The organism is Marinoscillum sp. MHG1-6, from assembly GCF_024714475.1.
GTDB lineage: Bacteria > Bacteroidota > Bacteroidia > Cytophagales > Cyclobacteriaceae > JAMZMI01.
The window spans coordinates 193859-213955 of sequence record NZ_JAMZMI010000005.1 but is presented as its reverse complement, the minus strand read 5'-3'; the positions used below and the strand labels follow the sequence as shown (position 1 = coordinate 213955).

The following is a 20097-nucleotide window of genomic DNA, read 5'->3' as shown; positions in this document are numbered from 1 at the left end:
TATGGTTGAAGAAAAATTTGAATTTACAGGTAAGGCCAAAAAGAACCTCTTCATTACAATAGGGGTCGGAATTATCCTTGTTATCATAGGTATTATCTCCCTGAACATGGGAGGTCATGGCCATGAAGGTCACGAGGCAGTGGCCGAAGGTGGACATCATGCTTTTCACTGGACACAACGATTATTCGCAAACCTCTGGATCAACAATGTGTTTTTTGCAGGTTTAGCAGTTATCGGTGTTTTCTTTTTTGCAGTACAATATGCTGCTCAGGCTGGGTGGTCTGCAGGTCTTAAAAGAATTCCACTGGCATTTGGTGCATGGTTACCGATTGCAGCTGTTTTGATGCTGGTTGTCTTCTTTATTGCAGGGCATGATATTTTCCATTGGACACATCATGATTTATATGACACCTCTTCTGAAGATTACGATTCTATTATAGATGGTAAGGGTGGCTATTTCTATTGGCCATTGCATAAAGGAGGCTTTCCACTTTTCTTTATTGCCAGAATGGTGATATTCTTTGGTGTATGGTACGTGTTGTTTCTAAAACTTAAAGCAACGGCTATCAGCGAGGATGTTGATGGAGGAACTGAAAAGTGGTATCAGATGCGTAAGCTATCTGCTATTTTCTTGGTGTTCTTTGCTGTGTCATCTTCAATGTCAGCATGGGACTGGGTAATGTCAATCGATACACACTGGTTTAGTACCATGTTCGGTTGGTACATGTTTGCCAGCTGGTGGGTATCAGGATTGGCCTTGATCGCGCTTATTGTGGTATTGCTAAAAGACAAAGGTTACTTGTCAGTGGTTAATGCCAACCATCTACATGATTTAGGTAAGTTCATCTTTGCATTCAGTATTTTCTGGACCTACGTGTGGTTCTCTCAATTCCTATTGATCTACTATGCGAATATTCCTGAGGAGTCAATTTATTTCGTTGAGAGATGGAAGAATGATCACTATGCTCCATATTTCTTTTTGAACCTGTTTCTTAACTTCTTCTTGCCATTCTTGTTATTGATGACAAGAGATTCTAAGAGACATTCAAGGTTCATGAAAGTGGTTACACCGATCGTTATTATAGGACATTGGTTTGACTTCTACCTAATGATCACTCCAGGCACCTTAAAAGGTAATGGTGGTTTTGGAGCATTAGAGGTAGGACTTATGCTGATTTATGCTGGTGCATTTATCTTTGTAGTACTAAATCAATTGAGCAAATCGGCATTGGTAGCGAAGAATCACCCAATGTTAGAGGAAAGTTTACATCACCATATTTGATAAAAGAGTAATAGGAGAGATATGTTGAATTTGATCATAGTTTTAGCGGTAATATTGATTGTTGCCATCTTGATAGCAATCTTCAAGGTGACGACATTGGTTGGGATCGCAAAAGGTGATGCAAAAAAACCTGAGCCGAGTAACAACAAATTAAATGCGACACTGCTTGCGCTCTTTCTGGTCGCTGGCTTGTTCGGGTTTTTCTACTATTCATTCGGGGGACTGGATGAAGATTTTGTTCAGCCAATAGCATCCGAGCACGGTCTGATAACTGAAAGACTGTTCTGGATCACCATGGGTATTACGGGATTTGTTTTCGTGATTACTCAAATATTCCTTTTTGGATTTTCATATAAGTACCAATATAAGAAGGACGGAAAGGCAACTTTCTACGCTCACAATAATAAACTTGAGGTGATTTGGACGGCTGTCCCTGCAGTTGTTTTGGCAGTCCTAATTGTTTCCGGTTGGAAAGCATGGGTAGGGATCACCAGTCCGGCTCCTGAAGGTGCTGAAGTGGTTGAGGTAATGGGCTATCAATATGCCTGGGCGGTTAGATACCCTGGAGATGATAAAAAGCTTGGAGATTCAGACTACAAAAAAATCGATGTTACCAATCAAATGGGTATTGACTTTTCAGACAAGGCATCTTTTGATGATTTCATCCCATTAGAACTTCACATTCCTAAAGGAAAGCCGGTATTGCTAAAAATCAGAGCTAGAGATGTGATTCACAGTGTTTACATGCCACATTTCAGAATGCAGATGAACGCGGTTCCAGGCATGCCGACACACTTCTGGTTTACTCCAACCAAGTCTACAGCTGATATGAGAGCAGAGACTGGAAATCCGGATTTTAACTATGAATTAGTTTGTAATAAAATATGTGGTAAGGGTCACTTCGCAATGCGATATGTTGTTGTGGTAGACGAACCCGCGGATTACGAAAAGTGGTACAGCGAACAGACTCCATGGTTGAAGCAAAATGAAGATTACCTGAGTCAGGTTCCTGCTGAACTTAAAGAGATGGCCAAGATCGCTGCTGGAATTGAGGCAGAAGAGGCTGAGATTGTTAATATTGATAACGCACTAGTTAGTACAAATTAAAAGCATTAAAACATGTCAGTAGCGGACATTCACATAGGAGAAGAAGTGCATCATGATGAGCATCATGAGCAAAGCTTCATTCAAAAATATATTTTCAGCACTGATCATAAGATGATTGCCAAGCAGTACCTGATCTCAGGTATTTTTTGGGCACTTATCGGTGGTGGGTTGTCAATAATTTTCAGACTCCAGTTAGGTTTCCCTGATATGAGTCTAGAGTGGTTGAGACCAATTTTGGGTAAGTGGATCACTTCAGCTGGGAAATTGGATTCTGAGTTCTATTTGGCCCTCGTTACCATGCATGGTACTATCATGGTATTCTTTGTTTTGACAGCGGGGCTGAGTGGTACCTTTAGTAACTTTTTGATCCCTCTTCAAATTGGAGCCAGGGATATGGCTTCTGGTTTTATGAACATGTTATCCTATTGGTTATTCTTTATTTCCAGTACTATAATGTTCGTTTCTCTGTTTCTTGAAACAGGACCTGCAGGAGGAGGATGGACCGTTTATCCTCCTTTGAGTGCGTTACCTCAGGCTATTTCGGGATCTGGCTTGGGTATGACTTTGTGGTTAGTTGCCATGGTGTTCTTCATTGCCTCCACATTACTCGGTGGTATCAACTATATCACAACCGTAATTAACCTTCGAACCGAGGGAATGTCATTCTCCAGACTGCCATTGACAGTGTGGGCTTTTTTCATCACGGCTGTAATCGGATTGTTATCATTCCCGGTATTGGTGGCGGCAGCCTTGCTATTGGTATTTGATAGATCATTTGGAACAAGTTTCTACCTGTCTGAAATTTATATCGGAGGTGAGGCATTGCCTAATATGGGTGGTAGCCCGATCCTTTATCAACATTTATTCTGGTTCCTTGGACACCCTGAAGTATACATAGTATTACTTCCTGCCCTTGGGATTACTTCTGAGATTATTGCTACGAACTCGAGAAAGCCAATTTTCGGGTATACAGCGATGATCATGTCTATGTTGGCAATTGCATTCTTATCGTTTATAGTTTGGGCACACCACATGTTTGTGACTGGAATGAACCCGTTTTTGGGATCAATCTTCATGTTCCTAACATTGATTATTGCGGTGCCTTCTGCGGTTAAAGCATTTAACTACATCACTACCCTATGGAAGGGTAATATTCACTTTACTCCAGCAATGCTGTTTTCAATTGGATTGGTGTCGTTCTTTATTTCAGGTGGCTTAACTGGTATTTTCCTTGGTAACTCTGCTTTAGATATCAACCTTCATGATACCTACTTTGTGGTGGCACACTTTCACCTGGTAATGGGTAGTGCTTCATTCTTTGGGATGTTGGCTGGTGTTTATCACTGGTTCCCTAAAATGTTCGGAAGAATGATGGATGAGAAACTTGGATACATCCACTTCTGGTTCTCTTTCGTTGGAATCTACCTGGTATTCTTCCCTCTACATTATGTGGGTATTGCAGGATTTCCTAGAAGATATTATTCATGGACAAACTTTGATGCATTCAATTCATTTACTGACCTGAACGCTTTCGTAAGTATTGCAGCAATTTTGACTTTCTCTGCTCAGTTTGTATTCCTGTTCAACTTCTTCTACAGTATTTTCAAAGGACGTAAAGCACCTCAAAATCCTTGGGGTTCAACTACACTTGAATGGACGACTCCTAGAATACCGGGTCATGGTAACTGGGAAGGAGATATTCCTAAAGTTTATAGATGGGCGTACGACTATAGTAAGCCGGGAGCAAAGGATGATTTTATTCCACAAACTGTTCCATATAGTCATACTCCGGAATCTAATCTTCCATTTGAAAATGAGTTGGCAAAGACCGAGGATGTAAGTCCGGTTGCTCAAGATGCCAAATAATAATAGATTTTATAAAATCAACTTATACACGATCATTGCCGTCTACTTTTTAATTCTAGTAGGCGGCATTGTTCGTAGTACGGGGTCCGGAATGGGTTGTCCTGATTGGCCTAAATGTTTTGGTAATTATATTCCTCCGGTTTCAGATGAAAAATTGCCATCAGGCTACGAAGAAATTTATGCCAGGAAAAGGTTGGAGAAAAATAACAGATTGGCTGAAGTGCTAGGTGCATTAGGCTTGAATGAACTTTCTGATCGAGTGCTAAACGATCCTGAGATATCTGAAGAAACCGAGTTTGATACGACAAAGGCGTGGACCGAGTACGTTAACCGCTTAATAGGAGTAGCAATTGGATTGTTTATTATGGCCAACTTGTTTTATTCATACAAATCAGGAGATTCAACTCAGCTTTGGTTAGGCCTGGCCGGTTTTATCCTGGTGCTGTTTCAGGGATGGGTTGGTTCATTGGTGGTTTCTACGAATCTGCTTCCAGGCTTTATTACTTTTCATATGTTTTTGGCCCTGTTGCTTGTCGGATTGTTGATGTATCAAAATATCAAAATCACAGGAGCTCAAACTGCAGTTAAGGGTCGTTGGGCAATTTTGGTTTTGCTGGTATTATTTTCAATTCAAGTGCTTTTGGGAACAGGGGTTCGAGAGCAGATAGATGTACTCAATGGGCTGGGAATTTTGAGAGGTGAATGGATTGATAATCTCAGCACAGTATTTTTAGTGCATCGTTCATATTCTCTGGTACTTATTGCACTACTTGGTTATATTCTTTATCTGAATAGGTCAGAATTAAGAGGCAACTATTATCTGTTAGTCTTAAGCGGACTTTTTCTCATTGAGATATTGCTGGGAGTTATTTTGACCTATGTGGGATTCCCCGCTTTTGCTCAGCCGATACATTTGTTTGTGGGCTCTCTGGCCTTCGGAGTTATATTTTATCTATTTTTGAACTCTAGATTATATCCTTCAGCTAGCTAATGCAGACTACTTCAACATATTCTTTAAGTTATTCTGAAAAGGCCCGGGCTTATGTCGAATTGCTCAAGGTGAGATTGTCATCTCTGGTGGCATTTTCCAGTGGTTTTGGCTATTTGCTAGGTAATAAAGGAGATTTATCCTGGATAGGTTTTGCAGGACTTGTATTTGGAGGTTTTTTGATCTCGGGATCCTCGGTGATTATTAACCAGGTAAAGGAAGTGGAGTATGATCGTGTGATGACCAGAACACAGGGCAGACCATTGCCAACAAGTAGACTTTCCAGCCAGGATGCAATTCAATTTTCGATATTAACCGGAGCTATCGGTTTGTTGTTGTTGGTTTGGCTTACAAACCCAATTACTGTAGTTCTTTCGATGGTTTCTATGGTGTTGTATTCATTTGTATACACACCGTTAAAAAGGGTAGGGCCGATTGCAGTGTTTGTTGGAGCGATTCCGGGAGCACTTCCACCACTTTTAGGGTGGACAGCTGCTACAGGAGTTATTTCCTACGAAGCCCTGATCATTTTTGGCATTCAGTTCATTTGGCAGTTTCCTCATTTTTGGGCTATTGCATGGGTGGCTGACGAAGATTATAAAAAGGCCGGATTCAAGTTATTGCCAAGTGGTGGTAAGAAGGATTTGAATACGGCAATTAATATTATGACCTATACCTTGTTTCTATTGCCGTTGGGCTTGTTGCCGACGTATTTCGGTCTAACAGGAATTACCAGTGGGGTGGTTGCAACGTTTTGTGGAGCATTGTTCCTTTCTCAGACCTTTATGCTGTTAAAGGACAACTCAAGAAAATCTGCGTTGAAAATTATGTTCGGTTCTTTTATCTATTTGCCTATAGTGCAGATAGCGTATCTCTTAGACAAAATTTAATATGACGAGATCATCAGCTGACATACATTTAGGAAAAGTGAGGGTGAAATCAATGCACCCTAAGAAGTTTGCGATGTGGTTATTTATCATATCCGTTACCATGATCTTCGCTTCGCTGACAAGTGCGTATATCGTGAAGAAATCTGAAGGCAACTGGGCGTTGATAGATTTTCCGTCATTGTTTAACGTGACTTCAGTAATGATTGTGCTAAGCAGTATCAGTATTCATTTTGCTTATCTGGCTGCTAAAAGGAATAATCTGTTCAACATCAGATTGGGGTTGACCCTAACAGCTGTCCTGGCTGTTGCCTTCTCGGTTGGTCAGTTTTTCTCCTGGGGACAGTTGGTAGAACAGGAGGTGTTTTTTGTGGGAAACCCTGCTGGTTCATTTATATATGTGTTTACCGGATTGCACGTGGTACACTTGGTAGGAGGGCTTATCTTTTTGCTGGTTGTGCTTGTCAATTCATTTCGATATAAGGTTCATTCTAAAAGCCTTGCGCAGATTGAAATGTGCGTAACTTATTGGCATTTTTTGGGTGGACTTTGGCTGTATTTATATTTATTTTTGATTCTTAATAATTAGACTTTTTCACTATGTCAAACACTACAGTTCTAGTGGATGGAGGTAAAATGAGTGCTTGGGCTGGCGGTACTGAACCGATGAAGGCCAGCTATGGAAAACTAATGATGTGGTTCTTCCTACTCTCTGATGCCTTTACCTTTTCAGCATTATTGATTGCTTATGGTATGACCAGGTTTAGCTACCCGGCTTATGAAGGAGCTATCGAGGATTTCGTTTTTTCTCAGGCATACTGGCCTGTCCCTGAAAAAGTGTTTGAGGCGGTTCCTTTCTTGCATGGTGTGTCGCTTCCATTGGTTTTTGTAGGGATCATGACTTTTATCCTCATCTTGAGTAGTGTGACGATGGTATTGGCGGTGGAAGCCGGACATAGAATGGATAAGACTGCTGTGGAGAAGTGGATGCTTTGGACCATTTTAGGTGGTTTGACTTTCCTTGGTTGTCAGGCATGGGAGTGGTCACACTTCATTCATGGTAACGGAGGAGTGGGAGCTAATCTTTCAATAAACGAGTATGGTCCTCCAAACTTCGCTGCCCTGTTTTTCTTTATTACAGGATTTCACGGATTCCACGTATTCAGTGGTGTGGTATTGAACTTTATCATATTCTATCAGACTACGGTAGGTAAATTAGAGAAAAGAGGCCACTATGAGATGGTTGAAAAGGTTGGTTTGTACTGGCACTTTGTAGACCTTGTATGGGTATTCGTATTTACCTTCTTCTACCTTGTTTAATCTAACCCGAGATTTAAGAAATTATGGAACATCACGATAATACACCACAAATAGAAGTGCAGCCGGCTGATAAGGCCAAGATCTGGGGTATATGGAAGGTTATGTTGATTCTTTTGGCCGTAACTGCGGTTGAATTCGTCATTGCCTTCACCATGGAATCAGGTGCAATAAAGACGTTTATTTTCGTCATCTTGACGATAGTAAAAGCTTTCTACATTGTTGGACAATTTATGCACCTTTCACATGAGAAGAAGTCTTTGATCTGGGCGATTTTATTGCCTACCATGTTCATAGTATTCCTCCTGTTTATTTTGAGCTACCAGGGTTCTGCTATTTTCAGTTTGCTTTATTGATGTAGAGAACTTAATAAAATTTGAAGAGGCTGTTAGGCCTCTTTTTTTATGCCATGAAGAAACTAATCGTAGCTGGCTTTTTTATCGTCGTATTTGTACTACCAATTAGCTGGTATCTGATATTGCAAATCTTCGGAGAGAACAAATTTGATATCCCGAAGTTTGAAATGGTAGCTGACTCCTGTCGCATTGTTGACGGGGCTTACTTGCAACTCAATGCAGAATTATGGGAGACAAAGCGGAATGAACTAACACGTATCAAAAGAAGATTTGAGTCAGTTTCTGATTCTGAAATGAAACTCATAATGGAGGAGAGTTGTCTGAAAGACAATGCCGCCGTTTTGGTTGATGAAGAGGGTTATTACCGAGGCTTCTATAAGGCAAGCAGAGAAGAGACGGATCGTATACTTACTGAAGTGGATATCTACTTAACTAATATTGAGAAGAGTGAAAGAGAATAAAGTTTATTTAAGGATCATTATTGCTATTTCTATAGCTATCCCACTAGTTGTGGCGATATTATTATACAGCCCACTTGACCTGGGACTAAGTGGGGATTGGATTAAAGCCTTGCCGAAGCTGAATGCTTTGCTGAATAGCACTACCTCTGTGCTATTGATATTGGCATTAATAGCCATCAGAAAACGGAAGGTAAGTCTTCATAAAAAACTGATGCTTTCCTGTCTGGTATTGGGAACACTTTTTCTTGTTTCCTATGTGGTTTACCATTCGAATTCGACTTCTGTCATCTTCGGGGACTCCAATAAGGATGGAATTCTTAGCGCCGATGAGCTGTTGAAAGTGGGTGCCCTGCGAACGATTTACGTGTTTACATTACTTTCCCATATTGGTCTTTCTTTCGTAGTCGTTCCTTTCGTTTTGCTTGCATTTTACTTTGCGCTGACTGATCAGATTACCAGACACAAGAAAATTGTGAAGTTCACATTTCCTGTATGGCTTTATGTTTCTGTGACCGGAGTAATTGTATACCTTCTGATATCCCCTTATTATCTTTGAGGCATGAATTTATGGTTGAGGATTTGCGTAATTACCTATTGTTTATTGGGTACATTTTGGGCTGAGGCTCAGTGCGCAATGTGTCGAACCCAGGTAGTGAATAACGTTAGTCAGGGCGATACTTCATTAGCTGCTGGTTTAAACACAGGAATTCTTTATCTATTTTTTACACCATATGTGGCGATAGCCGTGGTGGCTTACTTCTGGTACAAAAATGCAAAGGTCAATGAGCCAAAAAGGACTTATTCCCGCACTTCTTGAGTGTAAATGCCCCCGATGTCGTGAGGGTAAAATCTTTCCTCATGGAGCGTATGATTTGAAGAAGTTTACAGTAATGAACCAGGAATGCCCGGTTTGTAACCTTCGCTATGAAAGAGAGCCCGGTTTTTTTTACGGGGCAATGTTTGTAAGCTATGCTTTGTCCGTGGGAATTTTCTTGGTGACTGTTTTTTGTCTTTACTTTTTTGTAGGTGATCCTGAATTGGAAACTTACATTATAACTGTAGGACTTGTTTCTGCTTTACTATATCCGCTAACTCTTCGTTATTCAAGGGTTTTATTCCTGAATATTTTTAGTGGAGTTCACTACGATCCCGCAAAACAATCTAAATAATTATATTGGGCATTATTCTCATGGCTTAATGACCCGATCCCTATCTCTTACTCTTATTTTCCTTATTGCTGCCGGATTTATCTGGAGAGTATCTCTGAATGATAAGCAGCGTATTGAAGGCCAGATACAGGAAAACTTTGAAGAGCAAATCATGGATCAGAAGGCTGATTTACTGGACTTCGTTGATCAGTTCACCATCTACTCCAACCCGTTTGATATCAACTCGAATGCTCGTTTCCTGAAGCGTGTTTTTGTGAATGGTACGCTGGTTTACTGGTCTGATAATGAATTAACCCCCTCATATCCACAACTGAGATCTAAGGATGAGCTGTATAAGCTGAGTTTCGATAACGGGACATATGTAGCCAGGCGCCATGTGGTTCCGAGTAAAAATACGCTTATCGAGATATATTCTCTGCTGCCGGTCAATCGGGAACCGCTGATCAAAAATCAGTACCTGCGTGGAACGATCAATTCTGATATTTTCATGGGGTATGAGGTGAACGTTGGAGAAGGAGACAGTTACATTAAATCTACTGACTTCACGGTTGCATACAGTTTGGGAGAGGTGTCCTCAGGAAGGGTTGATGCCATATTGCTGTTGCTTATACTCATATCGGGGCTGTTTTTGTTCTATCAAAAATGGAGTGACTGGACAGATAATCTCGGAGAAAAAGTCCGCCTGATTCTTGGGCTGGTCGCCATTGTCCTGGCCCGTTTTCTTATTTTGATACTTACCAGATACTGGTTGGATATTTCACTATTTGACCCGATCAATTATACTTCCTCGCTGGCTCATTCCCTGGGTGATTTATTGCTTAATTCGCTGTTGATCGTTATTGTTCTACGGCTGCTTTACAGGCAACTCATCAACCTAATTGTAAGATTTAACAGCCTCATTGCTGGAATATTGATGCTGCTTGTGATTCAATATTGCGGGTTTCTGGTTTGTAAGGTGAGCTGGAATATTTTGGAAAACTCATTGATCTCGCTTGACGTAAGTGAACGTCTCCAGTTTTCAGACCAAAGGGTGGTGGCCTATCTTGTTTTAGTCGTTTGGTCAGTGATCGTTTTTCATGTTTTCCAAATTGGTATTTATTGGATCAACAGTGTGAAAGCGAATAGGTGGTTACTGTTCGTTATTCATGTTATCATGCTCGTCGTTGGCTGGTCTTTATTGTCTGAGAGGGTAACCTTTTCTATTGCCCTGGCGGGGTTAGTGTGGTGGATTCTAGTACTCACCAGACTGTCTTTTGATCATTTCAACCTTGATTATAGTTCCTTTCTATATAGCTCCCTATTGATTGTACTTTGTGCATCAATTTGTTCATTCACGGTTTATAAACATTACGAAAAGGATGAATTGGTAGCGAAGCGGAGGTTTGCCAATCGCTTGCTAATTAAGAATGATTTTCTGGCTGAGTATTATCTCAGTCAACGTGTACTCAATATTCAAAATGACCAGTACATCAAATCGCGATTAAGCAATCGCCTGCTCGTTCGAAAAAACATTCGTGAGAAAATCAGGCGACAGCACCTTTCGACATACTTTGATAAGTATGATATCGAGGTTTTTCTCTTTGATAGCGAGGGAAAAGCAATGGATAACCTTAGCTCTTCATATGAGGCTTTGTGGGCGGAGTTTGCCAAAGAACCTTTTAAGACGGATTACCCGAATATTTACTTTGTAGAGGGCAAAAAGGATAATGTTCAAGATCGATATTACACCTTTATCCCCGTATCCTCGCTGGGTCGGGAGGTGGGGTATGTAGTCCTGACCCTTACATTGAAGAAATATATCCCTACCAGCGTATTTCCACAGCTTGTGGTGGCAGGGCAATATTATCTCAGTGAGAATGATCGTTACGATTATGCTGTTTTTAAGGAAGGAAAACTGCTCTATAAGAGAAGTCGAATAGAATTTCAGAATATCCTTGGCTATCCTGATCTGACCAACGAGCAGTTATTTGATAAGGGAATTGAAAAGCAGGGGATTCAATTTTATGGATTAAAAACCTCTGATGGAAGGGTCTATGTCATTGCCTCACCGGATTATCATGTCCTTGCTATTGTGGCTAACTTTTCCTTTCTCTATTTAGTGATATTGTTTTGCATGGCCCTACTGTTTTGGGTGTTCAAGGCCTTTGATCACGAACGAATATTTAATCTGGCTACCAAAATTCAGCTGTATCTAGGGCTGTCTTTTGTAGTACCGATGCTCATCGTGAGTGTTGCCCTTCTCAATAGTTTGAACCAGTCCTATAAGGAGGAAATTGATAAGAATTCTAATAAGAAGGCCTACAACATTTCGGAGTCGCTGGTTGACCTTCTAGACCGGTTTTATAACAATGAGATCAATAGAGATGATCTTGGAAATGAGGTTTCAAGAGTGGCGTCGCTTATTCAATCGGATGTAAATATATACTCCTCTCAGGGGCAATTGCTCGTCTCGAGTGAGGCCGACATATTTGAGTTAGGGTTGTTGAGTAGACAAATTGCTCCCAGGCCTTTCAACGCCATTAAGTACGGAAACGCAGAAAACAAAATTTATAAGCAATCAATCGGGGAGCTAGAGTTTCGGGTATCATTTTTGGGGCTTAAATCCTACCGAAACGGGGAGTTGTTAGGTATATTATCCATGCCATATTTTGACTCCAAGAGTCATTTGCAACGACAGCAGGTAGAAGTTTTTAATAATCTCATTTCGATCTTCACGATTATATTCTTGTTCTCACTGATCATTGGCAATCTGATCATAGACAGATTGGTTAAGCCATTGAAGTTGATAACAGAAGGACTTAAAACCACGAATCTTCAGGAGACGAATCAACCCATTGAATATCACTCTGCGGATGAGGTAGGAATTTTGATCAATGAGTACAATCAAATGATCTCCAAACTGGAAGAAAGTAAGGCTGCATTGGCTGAGAGCCAAAAGGAGTCAGCCTGGAAAGAGATAGCGCGACAAGTGGCACATGAAATCAAAAACCCACTTACACCCATGCGTTTGAAAATCCAGCAAATGATGAGGCATAAGGGTGCTGATTCACAGGATTATAAAGTGCTTAGCTCGTTGATTGGCCAGATTGATGCTTTGAGTTCCATTGCGGATTCTTTTTCTGCGTTTGCAAAGATGCCAGCTCCTAAAAATGAACAATTTGACATTGCTGCCTTAATTCAAGAGGTGGCTGACGTCCATTGCTCCGATGATGTCCTCATTGACCTGTCAGGCGTGGATCAGGAAGTGATCGTTGATGCCGATAAGAAGATTTTTAACGGGATATTCAATAATATACTTTTGAATGCTATTCAGGCTACATCAAAAAATCCAGTTGAAGTTCATATAGATCTGGAGGTAAAGCCGAGGAAGGTTTTGATAGCTGTCAAAGATAATGGAGAAGGTATTAGTGAAGAAAGTAGGGATAAGATATTTACTCCTTATTTTAGTACTAAAGCTACAGGTAGTGGAATAGGGTTGGCAGTAGCTAAAAAAGGAATAGAGAATGCCGGAGGAAATATATGGTTCGAGTCAAAGATCGGAGAGGGGACCACGTTCTTCATTTCTATGCCTGTCGTGGTATAAATTACTCATTTCCACTGGCTTATTGGTACTGACCTGCTTTGACCTAAATGGTCAGGGTCTTCAATGCAGGAGTTATCCGGCAACCAGCACTATTTTATTGGATACCATACCGGTAGAACCCGGATCTATAACGATAGAAAACGCCTCCTATGATTTCGATCCATCTAGTAACAGGGTGACCTTAAGTGGATCTATTAAATCAGATTCTATAACTATTTGCTTTCGTACAGTATCTACTGAACTCTATCAGCCATTTATCAATAGAAGTATTGATACTTATGATCAGGGTAGGGTTTCTCAAATGCCCAGTGCTTCCACGGTTTCTGTGATTCCAAAGGAGGAGATTTTTCAGTTCAACAATATGGATAGCTATGGAGCGATCAGCCGAGGTGTGACATTCGGAAATCGCCAAAATGTCTTTGTAAACTCAGCCTTGAATCTCCAATTGGATGGTCAGCTTTCAGAGAACCTTTTTGTCTCTGCGTCTATAACAGATCAGAATGTCCCATTTCAGCCTGAAGGAAACACCCAGCAAATTCGTGATTTTGACAATGTGTATATCAAACTTTATAATGATCAATTGGCACTCAATGCAGGGGACGTTGTACTCACGAACCCCGTTGATGAAGGATATTTTTTGCAGTATTATAAGAACGTTCAGGGGCTTAGTGCGTCCTACCAGTATGACGTGGGCTCACGATGGAAGGGCAAAACCAGTATGAGTGGATCTGCGGCCAAGGGACAATTTTATTCTGCTCAGCTTACCCCACTTGAGGGGATTCAGGGTCCATATCGGTTAACCGGGCCTAATGGTGAGCGGTATATCATTGTTATGGCCGACTCAGAACGTGTGTTTGTAGACGGAAAGCTGCTGGAGCGTGGTTTCGACAGGGACTATGTCATTGATTATAATCTGGGAGAGATCACTTTTAGTAATAGTATTTTGATTACAAGGTATACTCGGATTCGAGTAGATTTTGAATATGCAGAGCAATATTATGGCCGATCCAATTTCACTGCTACTCAGGAAATTTATAATGGCCGCACGAAGTTTTTCTTTAATTTCTATCAGGAGAAGGATAACCCGAACACAACCTTAGGCTACACCCCTTCCCCAAATGATATTAATACCTTATCTCAATTAGGGGATAATGATGGTTTAGGCATAATCAGCGGTGCGGATGAAACAGGGTACATTGAAGATGCGGTGCTTTATTTCGAGCGCGATACACTGATTGGAGGAATCACCTACACCTATTTTGAATATACCACCGATCCTGATATTGCTTTGTTTCGAGTGAGCTTTAGTGAGGTGGAATTGGGTAATGGAGACTATCAACTGGTTTCAGGAACAGCAAATGGGCGAGTATATCGATGGGTAGCTCCAGTGTCAGGAGTGTCTCAAGGGAATTATGCACCGGTTAGGACTACACCCCTTCCCAATAGCAAGCGGATGTTGGTGGTTGGAAATGCGACTAAGGTCTCTGAATTTGAAAAATTTACTCAGGAACTGGCCATTTCTGATAGGGATGAAAACCTATATTCACTAATAGATGATGGAGATAATCAGGGGATAGCCTGGAGAGGTAGTTTCCAGTCCTCGGGGAGAAAATTAGGCGACTACGGATTTGATGCTGGTGTGTCTTTTGAAAGCCTATCCAGTAATTTTAAATGGATCGATCGTTTTAGGCCTATCGAATACGACCGAAACTGGGGTTATGACATTTTTCAGGACAGCCTGGACCGATCTGATCATATCCTGAAAGCAAATATTGGGTTAACCCGAAATACGTTAAATCAGCTGAATTATCACTACAGCTATAGAGATCGAAATGGCATTGTCAATGGGCATCAGCATGATCTGGAGGTTTCAAAAGAATTGGGCCCGTTATTATCTCAGTCTTCGTTCTATTACCTGAATAATGACACTGACCATTTTCAATCTAAGTGGATGAGAGCCAAACAGGATATCAGGTTGATATCATGGGGCATTCAGCCGGGTTATCGATATGAAATAGATCAGCAGAGGACCTCCGTGGGGGATAGCCTGACAAACACTCTGATGCATTATTATTTGCACGACTTTTACCTACGCTCAGGGGATTCCTCAAAGACCTCATTTCGGTTAGATTATATTAAAAGATATGATCAGCAACCATTGGAGGGCAGGATGAGGCGCTATACATCCGCCGATCAGTTTGTTGTTGGCTTTTATGCACATTTCTTTCAATCACAGCGTGTCGGTATCACGGGGAATTACCGTAAGGTGACGGATCATTTTGCCAACTCAAGAGATAAGAATATTCTGGGCAGATTGGATTGGCAAGGAAGTTTCTTCAAGAAACTAGTGCAGCAGCAATTTTCATATTCAACAGCAAATACCCGAGAGCTGAGACGTGAATTTGTATTTATTCTTGTCCCAACTGGTCAGGGTACACATACCTGGCGTGATGAGAATGATGATGGCGAGCAGGACCTCAATGAGTTTTATGAGGCAATCAATTATGATGAGAAGAACTATGCCAAGATCTTTCTGCCAACAGATGAGTACATCAACGCTTTTCAATCCACTTTTCAACATAGTATCGATGCTCGTTTACCGAAGAGATGGGAGTCCGGTAATGAACTAGCTAAAATCTTATCCAGAGTTACCCTGAGTACCAATGTAAGATTGAACTATAAATCTGTGGAAGACCGATTGGGTAGCCGTTTGAATCCAATTAATTTTAAGATCCGGCTGCAAGAAGTGCTTTCAGCTCAGGCACAGCAACGATACACCCTATTTTATAACCGCAATGGGTCCGGATTGGCAATGGATATAAGTCATACCCAACAGGATCATAAGACCTTGCTGACCAATGGTTTCGAGTTGCGATCAAGGGAAGATTGGATAGGAAATTTTAGATATAGCATTAATCAGGTATTTACAGTACGTTTTCAGTCGGGAGTTGGAGAAACCACCAATCAATCCGATTACCTGGCTTCACGAAACTTTCAATTACATCGGGAAATATGGGCTCCTGAGCTCATATGGCAGCCAACCAATAACGCCCGCTTTTCTGCAAAAGTGGCACTTAGGTCAAAGGCAGAAAAGGGGAGTGAGAACCAACAGCATTCAGATATTCAGGATTATCTATTAGAATCCACATGGATAAGATCAGGTAAGGGAAATTTTAATATTCAGCTTCAATGGTTATCTATTGGTTTTGATGGGGAAGAGAACACTTATCTAGCGTATGAACTATTGGAAGGCTTACAACCGGGTCAAAATAAAAAATGGAACCTGAATTGGCAACAATCATTAGGAGGGGGGCTTCAGCTAACTTTTCAATATAACGGACGGAAGTCTCCCGGCTTGCGGCCCATTCATACCGGGACCATGCAGTTGACCGCTTTTTTCTAGGTCAGAACCGGGCTTTTCGACTTTTTTCATTTTTTGAAAACGTTAGGGTTTTTAAGTCGTTGTCTATGTATGATGACATAGTCATTTGGTTTATGTAGAAATAAAATGATGAGATGATGAACAACCTAAATGTAAAACACGACCCGTCGAATCATATGTTTTATGTCAACCTAAATCATGGTCAGGCTATTCTGGATTATGAACGACATGGGGATCTTTACCTGGATTACAAGTCGACCCATGTTCCTAAAGAATACCGGCACAGGCAGGTAGGAACAGCTCTGGTTGAACATGCTCTCGATTTCGCTAAAATCAATGCGTTAAAGGTGAAAGCCTCTTGTCCTTTTGTAAATAATGTGATGATTAGTGAACCCGAATACCATAGCTTGAGATATCATGTGATCTGATTTTTGTGCCAGATCAAATAAACAATAAAGGCCCGATTTCGGGCCTTTTAAATTTTTATGAGATGGATTTGATTCCTATGTGAGAAACGATCAGAATACCAGATTGGTAATCCTGGATTCATTTATGGTTCCGGGTTACTTAAGTATTTTCACTTCAATAGCCTCCATTCCCTTTAAACCTTTTTGCGTCTTAAATGACACTTTATCGCCTTCCTGAACGGCCATTTTTAAATTGTTGGCGTGTATAAAATAACGTTGTTGTGTACCATCCTGGTTGATAAAACCATAGCCCTTGGAAGTGTCAAAAAAGCTCACCCTGCCACGATGTTCCAGGTCTGGTTGGTGTGGTGATTTTGGTACACTGACTTCAATCTCAGACGCATCTATCTTTTCCTTTTTGTCATCCTTTTCGGGAGGACTGTCGAGTATGTTCCCCTGTTCATCAACATAGGCCATCATGTTTTCCAACGTTCCACTTTGCGCATTTGCCTGACGCTCTTCTTTACGTTGCTGCTTGTCCTGCTTCTTCTGCTGACGTTTTTTCTCTTTTTGTTTCTTGTTAAATGCGTTCTGTGATTTTGGCATATAGGTGCGTTTATGGTTGTTGAATAAAATGAAAAAGACCACCTCTTATCAGGCAGTCTTTTTTAAGACTTGCTAAATGTTAGATTCTTTCTACATTGATAGCATTGATGCCCCTTTCACCTGTTTGGGTTTCAAATTTTACTTTGTCATTTTCTCTAATGCTATCGACCAGATTGCTTTGGTGAACAAAAACATCTTTTCCACCATCGTCCGGAGTAATGAAACCAAATCCTTTGGTTTCATTGAAAAACTTTACAGTTCCTTCTTTCATTATGTATTGTATTGATTTATTAAAATTTCATTTGATTATTCCGCCTAGTCGACGAAGGTGAAAGCACGGCCATGTTTGCCTGCTCGCCCGGTTCTGCCAATTCGGTGAATGTAGCTGTCCATCGTTTGAGGCATCTGATAATTGATCACATGCGATACATCCGAAACATCCAAGCCTCGAGCTGCAACGTCCGTAGCAACGAGTACCTGGACTTTTCCTGAACTAAACATTTTTAAGGCATTTTGCCTATAGCTCTGTGACTTGTTGCCATGAATGACATCTGATCTGACACCACTTTGTCCCAGCTTTTTGCTCACCTGATTGACAACCCTTTTGGTCTCGGCAAAGATCATCACCCTACTAAAGTCATTGTTTTGAATCAGTTGTAGGAGCATGTCGAATTTATTTCTTCCCGGTTGTACTTTTATCAGTTCCTGATCAACCCGGTCTGAGGCAGCAATCCGTTGCTCAATCATTATTTCTACAGGGTTTGTAAGGATATCATTGATTAATGCACGTTGTTTTTTATCCATGGTAGCGGAAAAAAACATTGTTTGTTTCCTGCTGGTAAGTCCCTTCAAGATTTTCTTTACATCCTGTAAAAAGCCCATATCCAGCATCCTGTCAAATTCATCAAGTACCAGAGTGTTAAATTGTCCAAGGGAAAGTGCACGTTGATTGTTAAGATCCAGCAATCTCCCCGGAGTAGCAATCACTACATGGTTAGGCTGCTTCAATCTGGCCAGGTCCGAAGAAATACTTCTACCTCCGATGAAGCATGAAGCACGAAAATTCAATTGTGCCGCAACCATATCAAATTCCTCTGTCACCTGGAGTGCAAGCTCACGTGTTGGAATAATGATCAGCGCTCTGGTGGTTTTTGGATTTTCTAATAGCTGTTGAACGATAGGAATGAGGAACGCAGCAGTTTTGCCTGTTCCCGTTCCTGCTATACCCAAAATGTCCCGACCCTGCGTTGCCGGTTGCAGGCATTGCTCCTGAATTGGAGTGGGGTGTGTGTACCCACGTTTGGAAAGGTTACGCTTTAGAAGAGGATGGAGCTCGGTAGCCTCATAATTCCAGGCTGGAGTCCTTGCTTCTTCTTTATGTGCCGTAGCCTTACGAACCAAAAGTTCAGGGTTTAAGGTTGAAGGGGCCCTTCGATTATTTCCCTTTTTTCTTCTAAAGTTAGAAGAAGACGATTTTTGTTTTTTTATGAATTTCATTCTGATTTATTCTATTTAAAATACCCGTAAGGGTAGTGTACTATGAGCAAAGCTCCTTATCCATGTACCTGTTGTTGGCCAAGCATTTTCAGCATTCTCAGGTGATCCCATACTGCTTGTAAAAATGTTTTGTGGGAATTGTATGGCAAGCCGTGTTTTTTGGCAAGTGCTTTCACCACTTTTGAAAGTCCCTTATAATGTACGTGGCAAATGTTGGGCATTAAATGGTGCTCGATTTGATAATTTAACCCGCCAATGTACCAGGAGAAAAGCGTGCTTTTGGGTGCATAGTTAGAGGTAGTATGCAATTGATGCACAGACCAGTGATTTCCAATCACCCCATTTTCATCGGGTTTTGGAAAATCTGATGTTGGCATGACATGTGCAGTTTGAAATACGATACTCAATATGCTTCCTGTAACATAATGCATACATAAAAAGGCTAACACCACTATCCACCAGGCTTGTGGAACCATAATGATGGGAAGAGCCAGGGCATAGGTGAAATAGGTGATTTTCCATGCCAAAGCCTTTAGCACCTCTGAGTTGAACTCTGATTTTTTCTTAAAGAATCCGAGTTTTTTGTATTGTCTAATTCTGATAAAATCCCGTGCTGTTACCCAAATCAGGGTCATAAGGCCATAGAAGAACCATGCATAGATAAACTGAAACCGGTGGATCCAGTAAAGCTTCTTATCCGGTGAAAAACGGAGTAAAATGGAACTGTTCAGGTCATCATCCGCATCTGCTACATTGGTATAGGTATGATGAAGCACATTGTGCTGGATCTTCCAGATGGATGCACTCGCACCGATTAGATTGATCGAATGGCCCATCAAGTTGTTAAGAAATTTATTTTTAGCATAGGATCCGTGAAGTGCATCGTGCATGATGTTCATGCCGATACCTGCCATACCAAGTCCACTGATGATATAAAGGATAAAAAGCGGAGCGATTCCAGCAACCAATCCTGTGCTCAAAAGGATCAGTGGTAAGCTGTAAATGGTAAGAATGAGGATAGATTTTACCACCATCGAATGGTTGGCATACCTGCTCTCACCAGACTTAAAGTATTGATTAATACCTTGTCTCAGGTCCTGTGCAAAGGCAAGACCTTGTTCGGAAGAGAATTTTAAATTTTTCATAATAAAGGGGGTCGTGATTGAACCCGCCTACCGGATCACTTAAG

At 41.1% G+C, this 20097-nt stretch carries 19 protein-coding genes; 15 read left to right on the top strand and 4 right to left on the bottom strand.

All coding sequences use genetic code 11. From position 1 onward, the window contains the following. The first annotated feature begins 1 nt into the window (after nucleotide 1). From NXR94_RS13090 to NXR94_RS13025, 15 genes are all read left to right on the top strand, one after another. Nucleotides 2-1282 (top strand): quinol:cytochrome C oxidoreductase, encoded by a 1281-nt coding sequence (locus tag NXR94_RS13090; RefSeq protein WP_258105104.1) that lies wholly within the window; start codon nucleotides 2-4, stop codon nucleotides 1280-1282. A gap of 21 nt (nucleotides 1283-1303) precedes the next feature. Next, a complete protein-coding gene (locus NXR94_RS13085; protein ID WP_258105103.1) occupies nucleotides 1304-2389 on the top strand; it encodes a cytochrome c oxidase subunit II in 1086 nt (361 codons plus the stop codon). Nucleotides 2390-2401: 12 nt separating this feature from the next. Beyond that, nucleotides 2402-4255 (top strand): cbb3-type cytochrome c oxidase subunit I, encoded by a 1854-nt coding sequence (locus NXR94_RS13080; RefSeq protein WP_258105102.1) that lies wholly within the window; start codon nucleotides 2402-2404, stop codon nucleotides 4253-4255. Further along, nucleotides 4245-5246 carry a heme A synthase gene (locus NXR94_RS13075; RefSeq protein WP_258105101.1) on the top strand — a complete coding sequence of 334 codons (1002 nt, stop codon included), beginning with the start codon at nucleotides 4245-4247 and terminating at the stop codon, nucleotides 5244-5246. Before NXR94_RS13080 ends, NXR94_RS13075 begins: the two co-directional genes overlap by 11 nt. Beyond that, the gene (cyoE, locus tag NXR94_RS13070) at nucleotides 5246-6133 is read left to right on the top strand and encodes a heme o synthase (protein WP_258105100.1); all 888 of its coding nucleotides are present in this window, start codon (nucleotides 5246-5248) and stop codon (nucleotides 6131-6133) included. The genes NXR94_RS13075 and cyoE overlap by 1 nt, the downstream gene beginning before the upstream one ends. 1 nt (nucleotide 6134) lies before the next feature. Beyond that, on the top strand, nucleotides 6135-6719 hold the full coding sequence (locus tag NXR94_RS13065; protein WP_258105099.1) for a cytochrome c oxidase subunit 3: 585 nt from the start codon (nucleotides 6135-6137) through the stop codon (nucleotides 6717-6719). Between the two features lie 11 nt (nucleotides 6720-6730). Continuing rightward, nucleotides 6731-7450 (top strand): cytochrome c oxidase subunit 3, encoded by a 720-nt coding sequence (locus NXR94_RS13060; RefSeq protein WP_258105098.1) that lies wholly within the window; start codon nucleotides 6731-6733, stop codon nucleotides 7448-7450. A gap of 23 nt (nucleotides 7451-7473) precedes the next feature. Beyond that, on the top strand, nucleotides 7474-7803 hold the full coding sequence (locus NXR94_RS13055) for a cytochrome C oxidase subunit IV family protein (protein ID WP_258105097.1): 330 nt from the start codon (nucleotides 7474-7476) through the stop codon (nucleotides 7801-7803). Between the two features lie 53 nt (nucleotides 7804-7856). Beyond that, a complete protein-coding gene (locus NXR94_RS13050) occupies nucleotides 7857-8264 on the top strand; it encodes a hypothetical protein (protein ID WP_258105096.1) in 408 nt (135 codons plus the stop codon). After that, nucleotides 8251-8820, top strand: coding sequence for a DUF420 domain-containing protein (locus NXR94_RS13045; protein ID WP_258105095.1), 570 nt, complete (start codon nucleotides 8251-8253; stop codon nucleotides 8818-8820). The genes NXR94_RS13050 and NXR94_RS13045 overlap by 14 nt, the downstream gene beginning before the upstream one ends. Before the next feature lie 3 nt (nucleotides 8821-8823). Continuing rightward, nucleotides 8824-9081, top strand: coding sequence for a hypothetical protein (locus NXR94_RS13040; protein WP_258105094.1), 258 nt, complete (start codon nucleotides 8824-8826; stop codon nucleotides 9079-9081). Next, nucleotides 9035-9433, top strand: coding sequence for a DUF983 domain-containing protein (locus NXR94_RS17195; protein ID WP_374988007.1), 399 nt, complete (start codon nucleotides 9035-9037; stop codon nucleotides 9431-9433). Before NXR94_RS13040 ends, NXR94_RS17195 begins: the two co-directional genes overlap by 47 nt. Before the next feature lie 28 nt (nucleotides 9434-9461). Continuing rightward, nucleotides 9462-13016 carry a sensor histidine kinase gene (locus tag NXR94_RS13035; protein ID WP_258105093.1) on the top strand — a complete coding sequence of 1185 codons (3555 nt, stop codon included), beginning with the start codon at nucleotides 9462-9464 and terminating at the stop codon, nucleotides 13014-13016. Continuing rightward, a complete protein-coding gene (locus tag NXR94_RS13030; protein WP_258105092.1) occupies nucleotides 12937-16419 on the top strand; it encodes a hypothetical protein in 3483 nt (1160 codons plus the stop codon). The genes NXR94_RS13035 and NXR94_RS13030 overlap by 80 nt, the downstream gene beginning before the upstream one ends. A 113-nt stretch (nucleotides 16420-16532) precedes the next feature. Next, nucleotides 16533-16826: a GNAT family N-acetyltransferase gene (locus tag NXR94_RS13025; RefSeq protein WP_258105091.1), complete on the top strand. Its 294-nt coding sequence runs from the start codon at nucleotides 16533-16535 to the stop codon at nucleotides 16824-16826. A 135-nt stretch (nucleotides 16827-16961) separates the two neighbouring features. Here NXR94_RS13025 and NXR94_RS13020 read toward each other — a convergent pair whose 3' ends face one another. The 4 genes from NXR94_RS13020 to NXR94_RS13005 form a co-directional block, all read right to left on the bottom strand. Further along, nucleotides 16962-17411, bottom strand: coding sequence for a cold-shock protein (locus NXR94_RS13020; protein ID WP_258105090.1), 450 nt, complete (start codon nucleotides 17409-17411; stop codon nucleotides 16962-16964). Nucleotides 17412-17490: 79 nt separating this feature from the next. After that, a complete protein-coding gene (locus tag NXR94_RS13015) occupies nucleotides 17491-17682 on the bottom strand; it encodes a cold-shock protein (RefSeq protein ID WP_258105089.1) in 192 nt (63 codons plus the stop codon). Nucleotides 17683-17726: 44 nt separating this feature from the next. Then, nucleotides 17727-18908: a DEAD/DEAH box helicase gene (locus NXR94_RS13010; protein WP_258105088.1), complete on the bottom strand. Its 1182-nt coding sequence runs from the start codon at nucleotides 18906-18908 to the stop codon at nucleotides 17727-17729. A 56-nt stretch (nucleotides 18909-18964) separates the two neighbouring features. After that, complete coding sequence (locus tag NXR94_RS13005; RefSeq protein WP_258105087.1) at nucleotides 18965-20053, bottom strand: acyl-CoA desaturase; 1089 nt, start codon at nucleotides 20051-20053, stop codon at nucleotides 18965-18967. Nucleotides 20054-20097: the final 44 nt, after the last annotated feature.

Excerpts from the sequence above, each read along its gene's own strand:
- cyoE (WP_258105100.1), top strand. The coding sequence starts at position 5,246 with ATGCAGACTACTTCAACATATTCTTTAAGTTATTCTGAAAAGGCCCGG.
- NXR94_RS13060 (WP_258105098.1), top strand. The coding sequence starts at position 6,731 with ATGTCAAACACTACAGTTCTAGTGGATGGAGGTAAAATGAGTGCTTGG.
- NXR94_RS13005 (WP_258105087.1), bottom strand. The coding sequence starts at position 20,053 with ATGAAAAATTTAAAATTCTCTTCCGAACAAGGTCTTGCCTTTGCACAG.
- NXR94_RS13015 (WP_258105089.1), bottom strand. The coding sequence starts at position 17,682 with ATGAAAGAAGGAACTGTAAAGTTTTTCAATGAAACCAAAGGATTTGGT.
- NXR94_RS13025 (WP_258105091.1), top strand. The coding sequence starts at position 16,533 with ATGATGAACAACCTAAATGTAAAACACGACCCGTCGAATCATATGTTT.
- NXR94_RS13030 (WP_258105092.1), top strand. The coding sequence starts at position 12,937 with ATGCCGGAGGAAATATATGGTTCGAGTCAAAGATCGGAGAGGGGACCA.
- NXR94_RS13085 (WP_258105103.1), top strand. The coding sequence starts at position 1,304 with ATGTTGAATTTGATCATAGTTTTAGCGGTAATATTGATTGTTGCCATC.
- NXR94_RS13080 (WP_258105102.1), top strand. The coding sequence starts at position 2,402 with ATGTCAGTAGCGGACATTCACATAGGAGAAGAAGTGCATCATGATGAG.
- NXR94_RS17195 (WP_374988007.1), top strand. The coding sequence starts at position 9,035 with ATGCAAAGGTCAATGAGCCAAAAAGGACTTATTCCCGCACTTCTTGAG.
- NXR94_RS13065 (WP_258105099.1), top strand. The coding sequence starts at position 6,135 with ATGACGAGATCATCAGCTGACATACATTTAGGAAAAGTGAGGGTGAAA.
- NXR94_RS13090 (WP_258105104.1), top strand. The coding sequence starts at position 2 with ATGGTTGAAGAAAAATTTGAATTTACAGGTAAGGCCAAAAAGAACCTC.
- NXR94_RS13010 (WP_258105088.1), bottom strand. The coding sequence starts at position 18,908 with ATGAAATTCATAAAAAAACAAAAATCGTCTTCTTCTAACTTTAGAAGA.
- NXR94_RS13020 (WP_258105090.1), bottom strand. The coding sequence starts at position 17,411 with ATGCCAAAATCACAGAACGCATTTAACAAGAAACAAAAAGAGAAAAAA.
- NXR94_RS13035 (WP_258105093.1), top strand. The coding sequence starts at position 9,462 with ATGACCCGATCCCTATCTCTTACTCTTATTTTCCTTATTGCTGCCGGA.
- NXR94_RS13040 (WP_258105094.1), top strand. The coding sequence starts at position 8,824 with ATGAATTTATGGTTGAGGATTTGCGTAATTACCTATTGTTTATTGGGT.
- NXR94_RS13050 (WP_258105096.1), top strand. The coding sequence starts at position 7,857 with ATGAAGAAACTAATCGTAGCTGGCTTTTTTATCGTCGTATTTGTACTA.
- NXR94_RS13075 (WP_258105101.1), top strand. The coding sequence starts at position 4,245 with ATGCCAAATAATAATAGATTTTATAAAATCAACTTATACACGATCATT.
- NXR94_RS13055 (WP_258105097.1), top strand. The coding sequence starts at position 7,474 with ATGGAACATCACGATAATACACCACAAATAGAAGTGCAGCCGGCTGAT.